This is a genomic window from Mycobacterium gordonae (assembly GCF_002101675.1).
Taxonomy (GTDB): Bacteria; Actinomycetota; Actinomycetes; order Mycobacteriales; family Mycobacteriaceae; genus Mycobacterium; species Mycobacterium gordonae.
In genome coordinates, this window is record NZ_LQOY01000094.1 from 22642 (window position 1) to 32824 (window position 10183).

Below are 10183 nucleotides of genomic sequence, written 5' to 3' on the forward strand. Positions count from 1 at the left end.
TGCTACTTCTCCAGCTCCTGGGTGTATGCGCTGGTGGAGCGGCCGAGCGCGAGAACCTGGGCGTCCATCTTCGGCATGATCTCGGCCGCGGTCTTGAGAACCGAGGACTCGCCGATCCTGGTCGACAGAACCGGCTTGAGCCACCGCATGGCGGCCACCCAGCTGGGGCAGTAGACCCGGGTCTTGCGACCCTCGATGCCCTTGACGAACGCCGCCGCGCATTTGTTGATCGAGGTGGTCCTGTTCAACGGTGGAGGCAGTTTCGACAGCAGCTCGCTGAAGGCCGGCAAGTCACCCTTGGTGTCGCGCACCAGGGCGGTGTCGATCCAGGACATGTGGGCCGACCCGACGGCGACGCCCAGGTGGGCGACTTCTAACCGCAGCGCGTGGGCCAGATGTTCGTTGCCGGCCTTGGACATGTCGTAGGGCACCATCCCCGGCGCGGCCGCGAAGGCGGCCAGCGAGGACACGATCAGCACATAGCCGCGGCGGTCGATGATCGACGGCAGCGTGGCGCGCACGGTGTGGAAGACGCCCATCAGATTGACGTCGATCACCCGCTTGGCCGCTTCGGGGTCGACCGTGAGCACCGAGCCGTAGCTGGCGATGCCGGCATTGGCGACCACCACGTCGATACCGCCGAATTTCTGCACCGCCTGATCGGCGGCCGCCTGCATCGCCTTGAGGTCACGCACGTCGGCGACGGCGGTCAGTACCCGGCCGTCGCCGCCGAGTTCGGCGCCGATGGAAGTGAGCTCGGCCTCCCCCAGGTCGGTCAGGACGAGCTTGGCGCCCTTGTTATGCAGGCGGCGGGCAACCTCGGCGCCGATACCGCGCCCGGCGCCAGTGATGAAAACGACTTTGTTCTGCACCGATGTCATTGCGCACAAGCTACCACCGCGCCGCTACAGGCCAACCCCCAGCAGTGCGTCCACCGCCGTCGCCACCAACCTGGGCGCCGTCTCGTCATGACCGCCGTATTCCAGCGCGTCGGTCGTCCAACCATCAAGTGCCGCAACAGCTTTTGGGGTGTCGAGGTCATCGGCCAGATAGCGGCGGAGCCGGGCCAGGAGGTCGGCGGCATCGGGAGCTGCGGGTAGCGAGGTGGCAGTGCGCCAGCGGTGCAGGCGGGCGTGGGCGTCGTCGAGCACTTGCTGGCTCCAGAAGCGGTCGGCACGGTAGTGCCCGGCGAGCAGACCCAGCCGGACCGCCGACGGGTCGACGCCTTGAGCCCGCAGTTGCGACACCAGAACCAAATTGCCCCGGCTCTTGGACATCTTGTGGCCGTCCCAGCCGATCATTCCGGCGTGCACGTAGTGGCGGGCGAATCTGCGTTCGCCGGTGACACATTCGGCGTGTGCGGCGGTGAACTCGTGATGCGGGAAGATCAGGTCGCTGCCGCCGCCCTGGATGTCGAGTTCGCTGCCGATCCGGCTGAGCGCGATGGCGGCGCATTCGACGTGCCAGCCGGGGCGGCCGGCTCCGAACGGGGACGGCCAACTGGGCTCGCCGGGCCGGTTGACGCGCCACAGCAAGGCGTCCAATCCGTCGGTCTTGCCGGGCCGGTGCGGATCACCGCCACGTTGTTCGAACAGCTCCAGCATGGTTTCGCGGTCGTAGCCCGATTCGTAGCCGAATTGCTGGGTGGCGTCGGCGCGGTAGTACACGTCCGGGTATTCGCCCTCGACGACGTACGCCGCCCCCGAGGCCACCATTTTCTCGACGAGCTCGACCATCTCGGGGATGGCCTCGGTGGCCCCGATGTAGTCGTGCGGCGGCAGTACCCGCAGGGCGGTCATGTCCTCTCGGAACAGCGCGACCTCCCGGTCGGCCAGGTCGCGCCAGTCGATGCCGTCGCGGTCGGCACGCTCGAACAGCGGGTCGTCGACATCGGTGACGTTCTGCACGTACCGCACCTCGTGGCCAAGATCCAGCCACAGGCGGTGAATCAGATCGAACGTCAGGTAGGTGGCGGCGTGGCCGAGATGCGTCGCGTCATACGGCGTGATGCCGCAGACGTACATCGTGGCCTTGCTGCCGGGAGTGACCGGACGGATCTGCCGGTCAGCGGTGTCGTACAGCCGCAATGCGGGGCCGCGTCCGGGTAACGCCGGGACCGGCGGAGAAGACCACGACCGCATGCGTCGACTTTAGGCGAGGCGAAGGCGCAGGCCGCGCCAGGTGTGCGGCTACCGCCCTGGCTGTGCGTGTATGGCGGCGATTCGGCTGATTGTCCGACGGGAACGCGCACGCGAGACCGTAGACGCACACTCGACGTCGAGGGTGCTCACCACCAGCACTCGCGGATGGCCTCCAGCAGTACCGGCGCCAGCTCGGCGCGGCACATCACGAAGTCGGGCAGGTACGGGTCGAGCTGGTTGTACATCATCGGCGATCCGTCCAGGCGCGACACGTGCATTCCCGCGGCCGACACCACTCCGGCCGGCGCCGCCGAATCCCATTCCCACTGGCCACCGGCGTGCACATAGGCGTCGGCGACACCGTCGATGATCGCCATGGCCTTGGCGCCCGCGGAACCGATGCGCACCAGTTCGATGTCCAGGATCTGCCGGATGCGGTAGAGGATGGCGGGCGGCCGGGTGGCGCTGGCGGCAATTCTAATGACGCCGGGGATGCCGACGGGTGCGGCGTTCGCGGTGACGGTGTCGCTGCGGTAGACGATGTTGCCGCGGGCCGGCAGTGACACGGCCGCGTCGGTGATCTGCGGCCGGCCGTTGGCACATCGTTGCCACAGCGCGATGTGCACCGCCCAGTCGTCGCGCCCTCGGGTGGAGAACTCGCGGGTGCCGTCGAGCGGGTCGACGATCCACACCCGGTCCGACTTGAGCCGCACCAGGTCGTCGTGCGCCTCTTCGCTGAGCACCGCATCCCCCGGCCGCTCGGCGCCCAAACGGCGCAGGATCAGCGAATTTGCCAGCCGGTCGCCGGCATCGCCCAGCTCCCACGGATAGTCGAACCCGACCTCGTCGCGCACCTTGAGCAGCAACTCCCCCGCCTCCGCGGCGAGATCAGCGGCCAGCGCGGCATCCGTCAGGTCATGCGCGGCCAGGTTCACCGCCCCAGTATCGCCGACGGCGGGCACCCGCTCAGAACGCCGGCCAGGGAATGGGGCGATGCCGGTCGGGTCCGGGCATCACCGGGTCGTTGAGCAACGCCTGCGTCCGGCGGATCAGCGCCGCGATTTCGGCGCTGGTGATGTGGCCCCGGAGTTCGGCGGCCAGCGGGCCGCGCAGTGCATCGGCGAGCTCGGCCACCGACTCCATGGTGGAGTCGTCGATCGGCTTGCCGGCCCAGCCCCACAGCACGGTGCGCAGCTTGTCCTGAACGTGCAGGCTGACGCCGTGGTCGACCCCGTAGACGTTGCCGTCGATTCCGTAGAGGATGTGGCCGCCCTTGCGGTCGGCGTTGTTGACGAGGATGTCGAACACCGCCATCCGGCGCAGCCGGTTGTCGTCCGCGTGCATCAGTACGACCTCGTCGCCGGCGTAGTCGTAGGCACGCAGCACCGGCAGGTAGCCGGGCTGCGGCGTACCGGTGGGGAACAGATCGACCAGGTCGGGGCCGGGCCGCGGATCGGAGTCGGCGGCGTCGCCCGGTTGCTGCACCCACAGCTGCAGCATGCCCGGACCGGCGGGGCCATCGCGAATGATGGTGTACGGCACAATGTTCCAGCCCAGCTGCGCCGACACGAGATAAGCCGACAGTTCGCGACCGGCCAGCGTCCCGTCGGGAAAGTCCCACAACGGCTGCTCACCGGAGACGGGCTTGTACACGCAGTGCACGGCTCGGGAACCCAGCGCTGCCTCACATAGGAAAGTGGCGTTGCTCGCCGAACGGATCCGCCCCAGGACAGTCAGCTCGCCGTCGTGCAGCACCTCACGTCGGTCATTCTTCGGCGTCATCGCTGGACCCGAAGAGCGCCTCGCGCCGGTAGCCGTTGGTGCGTGCGCAGATGTGCCCCTCAGGATCCAGCGGTTCCTCGCACAACGGACACGGCGGGCGGCCGGCAGAGATGACGCGGTTGGACCGGGTCGCGAACTGACGCGCCGACTCCGGGGTGAGGAACACCCGCACCGCGTCGGGCCCCTCGTCGGTGTCGTCGAGAACCACGGAAGCGTCGAATTCAGCGTCGGTGACCGCCAGAAGTTCCACCACCACGGTCTGCGCCTCGGAATCCCAGCCCAGCCCCATCGTGCCGACCCGGAATTCGGCGTCGACCGGCATGATCAGCGGGCTGAGGTCGTCGACCTCGGTGGGCTCGGGAGGTACCGGGGTGCCGAATCGGCGGTTGACTTCGAGCAGCAGCGCGCCGATGCGTTCGGCGAGGACCGCGACCTGCTGCTTCTCCAGAACGACCGACACGACCCGGGCGTCATGCACCGCCTGGATGTAGAACGTGCGGTTTCCGGGCTGCCCGACGGTCCCGGCCACGAAGCGGTCGGGTGTACGGAAGACGTGGATTGCGCGGGCCATGGCACTTCCAAAATACCGTGCTGGCGCCGCCGCCGTGCGCTTCGTCCGCCCCTCCGGGCCGACCGCCGGGCGTGTCGGCGTGCTGAGCTTGGGCCCGGCTAATCCGTCGAGCCGCCGACGACCGCGTCGCCGGACGGCTGCTCCTTGGTCTCGGGCGCGGGCGCGGCACGCAGGCCCGCCGACAGCCGCGACCCGGTGTGGTTGACATGGAGCACGAACGGCCGCAGCGGGGTGTAGCGGATCACGCTGACCGACGCCGGGTCGGCGTTGACGCGCTGGAAGCTGTCCAGGTGCATGCCGTAGGCATCGGCGATCAGTGACTTGATGACGTCGCCGTGAGTGCAAGCCACCCACAACACATCCCCGCCGTACTGCTCGCTCAGCCGGCGGTCATGCTCGCGAACGACCGCGACGGCGCGGGCCTGCACCTGCGCCAGGCCCTCACCGCCGGGAAACACCGCGGCGCTCGGGTGGGCCTGCACCACCCGCCACAGTGGCTCGTTGACCAGCTCGCTGAGCTTGCGCCCGGTCCATTCGCCGTAGTCGACCTCGGCGAGCTGGTCCTCGATGACGGCCTCGATGCATAGCGCCTGCGCCAAAGGTTCCACGGTGCGACGGCACCGCAGCAGCGGAGAGGACACCACCGCGCGGATAGGCAGGTCACCGATCCGGTCGATCAGTCCGGCCGCCTGCTCGCGGCCCTTGTCGTCGAGGTCGACGCCCTCCGACCGGCCGGCCAAGGTGCCCGCGGTGTTGGACGTGGACCGGCCGTGACGCAACAGCAAGACGGTCATGTCGCCGCGACCGTCCCCGTCGCCAGCAGGACCAGCACCGCGGTGCCCACGATGACGCGGTAGCCGACGAACCAGAACATGTTGTGACGCACCAGAAATCGCAGGAACCAGGTCACCGCGGCCAACCCGATGACGAAGGCGATCACGACGGAGACCAGCAGTTGCGGGCCGGTAGCGCTCATCCCTTCGGTGACGGGTTTGAACGCGTCGGGCAGGGAGAACAACCCTGACGCGAAAACCGCCGGAATCGCCAGCAGAAAGCCGAAGCGTGCGGCCAGTTCGCGTTCCAGTCCGAGGAACAGCCCTGCGCTGATCGTCGAGCCCGAACGCGACACTCCCGGGACCAGCGCCAGACATTGGGCGGTGCCGACGACGATCGCGTCCCGCCAATTCAATTGCTCGATGTCGCGATTGCGACGTCCGACGAACTCGGCGAGCGCGATCACCGCCGAGAACCCCACCATCGCGGTCGCCACCACCCACAGGTTGCGCACCTCGGAGCGGATGATCTCCTTGAACAGCAGCCCGAGGACGCAGATCGGGATGGTGCCGATGATGACGTACCAGCCCAGCCGGTAGTCGGCGTTGCGGTGCGACTTGACGAACAAACCGTTGAACCAGGCTCGCAGGATGCGCACGATGTCGCGGCCGAAGTAGACCAGAACGGCGGCCTCGGTGCCCAGCTGGCTCACCGCGGTGAACGACGCGCCGGCATCGGCGCTGAAGAAAACGCGCGAGACGATGTTCAGGTGCCCGGAGGAGGACACCGGCAGAAACTCCGTCAGACCCTGCACCACCGACAAGACGACGACCTGTCCCCAGGACATCGGTGCTACGGCAGACACGACGACGACCGTACCTGGTGTGGCCGCCGGGCGGCCGGGGCGCGGTGACGCTAACGCGAGACGGGCACCGCGCGAGCCACCGAGTCACGTACCGCGGCGGCTAGGCTGCGCTCATCGGTGAGGTCGATGTCCAGCACGCTGCGGACCGCGCGTGCGACGACGTCCTCAGCCTGCGGAACCGGTGCTACCAGGCCCGGCCGGTAAATTTCTACGACGAGTGAGCGGTGTTCGATGTGAAAGGAAAAACTGCGCCCATCTCCGACTTGTCCATAACCGCTGGCGAAAATGCCAGGGGTAATGTCCTCGACAGCAAACTCCTGGTCTGCGGTATGCCGGTCAGCGGTGACGGTCATGCGGTGAGAATACCTCCGCTGCACCGGTTTACACGTCGAACATGACGAAATTGGGCGCGATAACGTTCCTTAGAATTTGATTACGTGTTGAAACTACGGGAGATTTGGGTTGCTAACAGCGAGGCCGAGCCGTCTTGGTCAGGTAATTGCTTATTTTGCGAGTTTGCTGACCCTGCTCGCATTCGTCGCGGGATGTTCGTCTAATCCGCTCGACTCCGCGCCGCCTACCATCGCACCCGCGCAGCCGGCCGTCTCCCCACCGGCCCAGGATCCCGCCGGCGTCGTGCGGCCCCTGGGCGGCCGCCCACAAAGCGCCCTGTTCGACGCCGGTTCCCAGCAGCTGGTGGTGCTGTCCCCTGCCGATGACACCGCGGGGCCGGCGAGCGTCGCGGTACTCGGCACCCAAGGCGCAGCGCGGGTGATCACGCTGCCTGGCCCGGCCACCGCCATGACCAGCGACGGGCAGGGCACGGTCTATCTGTCGGGGCGCGACGGCTACGTCACGCTCAACCTGGGCAACGGACAGAGTGCCGCGACGACCGTCGAGGGCGGTCACGAGTTCACCGCTATCGCTCGCCGAGCCGACGGCCGGCTGGTGCTGGGTACCGCCGACGGCGCGGTGTACACATTGGCCGCCGACGGCGCGGTGGCCAACCGCAACAAGATCTTCGCGCGCGTGGACGCCCTTGCCGCTCAGGGCAATACGACGGTAGTGCTGGATCGTGGTCAGACGTCAGTGACCACCATCGGACCCGACGGGCGCGCTGCGCAATCGCTGCGGGCCGGCGAAGGCGCCACCACGCTGGCCGCCGACCCGCAGGGGCGGGCCCTCGTCGCCGACACCCGCGGCGGCCAACTGCTGGTGTACGGGGTGGACCCGCTGATCCTGCGCCAGGCATTTCCGGTACGTCAGGCCCCTTACGGTCTGGCCGGGTCGCGCAATCTGGCCTGGGTGTCCCAAACGGGATCCAACACCGTCATTGGTTACGATCTGAGCACCGGAATACCCGTGGAAAAGGTGCGTTACCCAACCGTGCAGCAACCGAACTCCCTGGCCTACGACGACGCGTCGGACACCTTGTACGTGGTGTCGGGGTCGGGTGCGGGGGTGCAGGTCATCGAGCGCGCGGGAAAAAGGCCGTGAACCCGGGGCCCGCGCCACGCTGGAGCCGGCTGCCCGCCGGCTGGGAAGCCGACATGTCCGACGAGTACGAGTGGGTGCCGCTGCGACTGCCGCCCGACGTGACGCGCCTCAGCGCCTCCACCCGACTGTCCATCGAGGCCGAGTACCGCGGCTGGGAGTTGACCAGGGTGCGACTCTACACCGACGGTAGCAGGCGAGTTTTGTTGCGCCGCAAGAAGACTCGCATGGAAAATCGGTTGTCCGAACAGCCGGAACAGTGACGTCGACGTACGGACTGCTGCGCGGTCTGCTGTTCACGGTGCCGGCCGAACGCGTCCACACCCTGGTGTTCGCGGGACTGCGGGGCGCCACGGCGGCAGCGCCGGTGCGCCGGCGTCTGAGCCGGTGGCTGGGGCCGGCCGACCCGGTGCTGGCCAGCACGGTGTTCGGCGTGCGGTTTCCGGGGCCGCTGGGCCTGGCCGCCGGGTTCGACAAAGATGGAACGGGGCTATCGGTCTGGGGCGCAATGGGTTTCGGATACGCCGAGATCGGCACCGTCACCGCGCACGCCCAGCCGGGCAACCCGGAGCCGCGGTTGTTCCGGCTGCCCGAGGATCGGGCATTACTCAATCGCATGGGCTTCAACAACGACGGCGCCGGCGCACTGGCGGCACGGCTTGCACAACACGTCCCAGACGTCCCGCTGGGCGTCAATATCGGCAAGACCAAGAACACGCCGCCCGACCAGGCCGTCGACGATTACCGTTGGAGCGCAAGGCTATTGGCGCCTCTGGCGTCGTACCTCGTGGTTAACGTCAGCTCGCCGAATACCCCGGGACTGCGCGACCTGCAGGCGGTCGAGTCGCTGCGGCCGATCCTGGCCGCGGTGCTGGCCGAAGCCTCGAGCACGCCGGTGCTGGTCAAGATCGCCCCGGATCTGTCCGATTCGGACGTCGACGACATCGCTGATCTGGCCGTAGAACTGGGCTTGGCGGGCATCGTGGCGACCAACACCACGGTCTCGCGCGTCGGTCTGCGCACCCCGGGCGTGGAAGCGCTGGGCGCCGGGGGCATCTCGGGGCCGCCGGTGGCCCGCCGTGCCGTGGAGATCCTGCGCCGGCTCTACGACCGGGTCGGCGATCGACTGGTGCTGATCAGCGTGGGCGGCATCGAGACCGCCGACGACGCCTGGGAACGGATCACCTCGGGCGCCTCGCTGCTGCAGGGCTACACCGGGTTCATCTACGGCGGAGGGTTGTGGGCCAAGGAGATTCACGACGGCATCGCCCGCCGGTTGCATGACGGCGGATTCTCATCGCTGCGTGAGGCCGTCGGGTCGGCGGTGGTCAACCGGGAGACGCCGCCCGGTTAGCTACCCGGCGGGGGCGCCGCCGCCGGCCGGTCCCGCGGCGCCGGACGGGCCGCCTGCTCCACCCGTGCCGGCGCTGCCGCCGGCACCGCCCTTGCCGCCGGTGTTGCCTGCCGCGGGTGAGCCGGGACTGCCGGCGCCGCCACCGGTGCCGGTGCTGCCCAGGCTGCCGCCGATGCCGCCGGTGCCACCCTTGCCGCCGCTGCCACCGGTCCCACCCGTGCCGCCGGTCCCGGACACCGAGTTGGCGCCGGTTCCGCCGATACCGCCGACAGCGGCATCGCCGCCTTTGCCGCCGGCACCGCGGCTGTTCTTGGTGCCGTCACCCAGACCCCCGTTGCCGCCGACGCCGCCGTCTCCACCGGTGCCACCGATCCCGCCGTTACCTGCGGCGCCGTTGCCGGTGCCCGCTCCGCCGACTCCGCCCACGCCGGCTGACCCACCTGCTCCGCCAGTGGCGCCGGCGCCCCTGACGCTGCCGTTGCCGCCGGAGCCACCGGTTCCACCGGCGCCGCCCTGGCCGCCGACACCGCCGCTGCCGTCGCCGACTCCGCCCACGCCCCCAGCGCCGGCGATGCCGCCCGAACCGCCCTTACCGCCGACGGCGCCATCGGCCGAGGTGCTGAGGGTGTTGCTGCCGCCGCTGCCCCCGGTGCCGCCGTGGCCGCCCAGACCGCCCAGACCGCCCTGCCCGCCCCGGACGCCGCCGATGCCCGCGCCTCCGTCGCCGCCCTGTCCTCCTGCCCCGCCGGCACCACCCTGACCGCCCGCGGTGGGTACGGGGCTCGAGACGCCTGCTTGGCCGGTGCCGCCGGTGCCGCCGGCTCCGCCGGTGCCACCCTTGCCTCCGCTACCGGTCACCCCGGCAGCGCCACCATCAGTTCCCGTCCCCGCGGCGCCGGCCAGGCCGCCGGTTCCGCCTTTGCCGCCGGCGGCACCGGTGGTGTTCACCCCGGTGCCGGTGTTACTGCCACCGGAGCCTCCGGTACCGCCCTGGCCGCCCACACCGCCCTGCCCGCCCTGGCCGCCACCGATGCCACCGAAGCCGGCACCGCCGTCGCCGCCCTGGCCGCCGGCACCGCCCTGGCCGCCTTGCATGCCGGCGGTCGGCGCAGTGCCTGACGCGCCGACTTGGCCGGTTCCGCCGGTGCCGCCGGCTCCCCCGACCCCGCCCTTGCCGCCGCTGCCGCCGTGACCGCCGGTGG

12 protein-coding genes are annotated in these 10183 nt (G+C 69.5%); 3 read left to right on the plus strand and 9 right to left on the minus strand.

Annotated features, from left to right (window positions below):
* Nucleotides 1-2: 2 nt before the first annotated feature.
* The 8 genes from AWC08_RS15805 to AWC08_RS15840 form a co-directional block, all read right to left on the minus strand.
* Nucleotides 3-881 carry an SDR family oxidoreductase gene (locus AWC08_RS15805; protein ID WP_069432976.1) on the minus strand — a complete coding sequence of 293 codons (879 nt, stop codon included), beginning with the start codon at nt 879-881 and terminating at the stop codon, nt 3-5.
* 24 nt (nt 882-905) lie between these two features.
* Complete coding sequence (gene mshC, locus AWC08_RS15810; protein WP_069432975.1) at nt 906-2141, minus strand: cysteine--1-D-myo-inosityl 2-amino-2-deoxy-alpha-D-glucopyranoside ligase; 1236 nt, start codon at nt 2139-2141, stop codon at nt 906-908.
* 146 nt (nt 2142-2287) lie between these two features.
* Nucleotides 2288-3076 (minus strand): 3'(2'),5'-bisphosphate nucleotidase CysQ, encoded by a 789-nt coding sequence (locus AWC08_RS15815; protein ID WP_069433007.1) that lies wholly within the window; start codon nt 3074-3076, stop codon nt 2288-2290.
* A 31-nt stretch (nt 3077-3107) separates the two neighbouring features.
* Entirely contained in the window at nt 3108-3923 is an 816-nt protein-coding gene (locus AWC08_RS15820; RefSeq protein WP_069432974.1) for an SCO1664 family protein, read from the minus strand.
* Nucleotides 3907-4494 carry a DUF3090 domain-containing protein gene (locus AWC08_RS15825; RefSeq protein ID WP_065132854.1) on the minus strand — a complete coding sequence of 196 codons (588 nt, stop codon included), beginning with the start codon at nt 4492-4494 and terminating at the stop codon, nt 3907-3909. The genes AWC08_RS15820 and AWC08_RS15825 overlap by 17 nt, the downstream gene beginning before the upstream one ends.
* A 98-nt stretch (nt 4495-4592) precedes the next feature.
* Nucleotides 4593-5288, minus strand: a complete 696-nt coding sequence (locus tag AWC08_RS15830; protein ID WP_065132855.1) for a histidine phosphatase family protein — start codon at nt 5286-5288, stop codon at nt 4593-4595.
* Entirely contained in the window at nt 5285-6115 is an 831-nt protein-coding gene (locus tag AWC08_RS15835; protein WP_069435588.1) for an undecaprenyl-diphosphate phosphatase, read from the minus strand. The genes AWC08_RS15830 and AWC08_RS15835 overlap by 4 nt, the downstream gene beginning before the upstream one ends.
* A gap of 68 nt (nt 6116-6183) precedes the next feature.
* Nucleotides 6184-6486 (minus strand): hypothetical protein, encoded by a 303-nt coding sequence (locus AWC08_RS15840; RefSeq protein ID WP_065132857.1) that lies wholly within the window; start codon nt 6484-6486, stop codon nt 6184-6186.
* Nucleotides 6487-6631: 145 nt separating this feature from the next.
* On the opposite strand from AWC08_RS15840, the gene AWC08_RS15845 reads away from it, so the two are divergent.
* From AWC08_RS15845 to AWC08_RS15855, 3 genes are read left to right on the plus strand one after another with little or no spacing between them, the layout of a single operon-like run.
* A complete protein-coding gene (locus AWC08_RS15845; protein ID WP_142283614.1) occupies nt 6632-7630 on the plus strand; it encodes a YncE family protein in 999 nt (332 codons plus the stop codon).
* 53 nt (nt 7631-7683) lie between these two features.
* The gene (locus AWC08_RS15850) at nt 7684-7890 is read left to right on the plus strand and encodes a DUF5703 family protein (RefSeq protein ID WP_065132864.1); all 207 of its coding nucleotides are present in this window, start codon (nt 7684-7686) and stop codon (nt 7888-7890) included.
* A complete protein-coding gene (locus AWC08_RS15855; protein ID WP_232008175.1) occupies nt 7887-8981 on the plus strand; it encodes a quinone-dependent dihydroorotate dehydrogenase in 1095 nt (364 codons plus the stop codon). Before AWC08_RS15850 ends, AWC08_RS15855 begins: the two co-directional genes overlap by 4 nt.
* Here the strand turns inward: AWC08_RS15855 and AWC08_RS15860 are convergent.
* A partial coding sequence (locus AWC08_RS15860) for a hypothetical protein (RefSeq protein WP_178132182.1) occupies nt 8982-10183 on the minus strand: 1202 nt, incomplete at its 5' end. It lies immediately after the preceding gene.

Coding starts and splice junctions, on each gene's coding strand:
- AWC08_RS15825 (WP_065132854.1), bottom strand. CDS start 4,494: ATGGCCCGCGCAATCCACGTCTTCCGTACACCCGACCGCTTCGTGGCC.
- AWC08_RS15820 (WP_069432974.1), bottom strand. CDS start 3,923: ATGACGCCGAAGAATGACCGACGTGAGGTGCTGCACGACGGCGAGCTG.
- AWC08_RS15850 (WP_065132864.1), top strand. CDS start 7,684: ATGTCCGACGAGTACGAGTGGGTGCCGCTGCGACTGCCGCCCGACGTG.
- AWC08_RS15835 (WP_069435588.1), bottom strand. CDS start 6,115: ATGTCCTGGGGACAGGTCGTCGTCTTGTCGGTGGTGCAGGGTCTGACG.
- mshC (WP_069432975.1), bottom strand. CDS start 2,141: ATGCGGTCGTGGTCTTCTCCGCCGGTCCCGGCGTTACCCGGACGCGGC.
- AWC08_RS15830 (WP_065132855.1), bottom strand. CDS start 5,288: ATGACCGTCTTGCTGTTGCGTCACGGCCGGTCCACGTCCAACACCGCG.
- AWC08_RS15840 (WP_065132857.1), bottom strand. CDS start 6,486: ATGACCGTCACCGCTGACCGGCATACCGCAGACCAGGAGTTTGCTGTC.
- AWC08_RS15805 (WP_069432976.1), bottom strand. CDS start 881: ATGACATCGGTGCAGAACAAAGTCGTTTTCATCACTGGCGCCGGGCGC.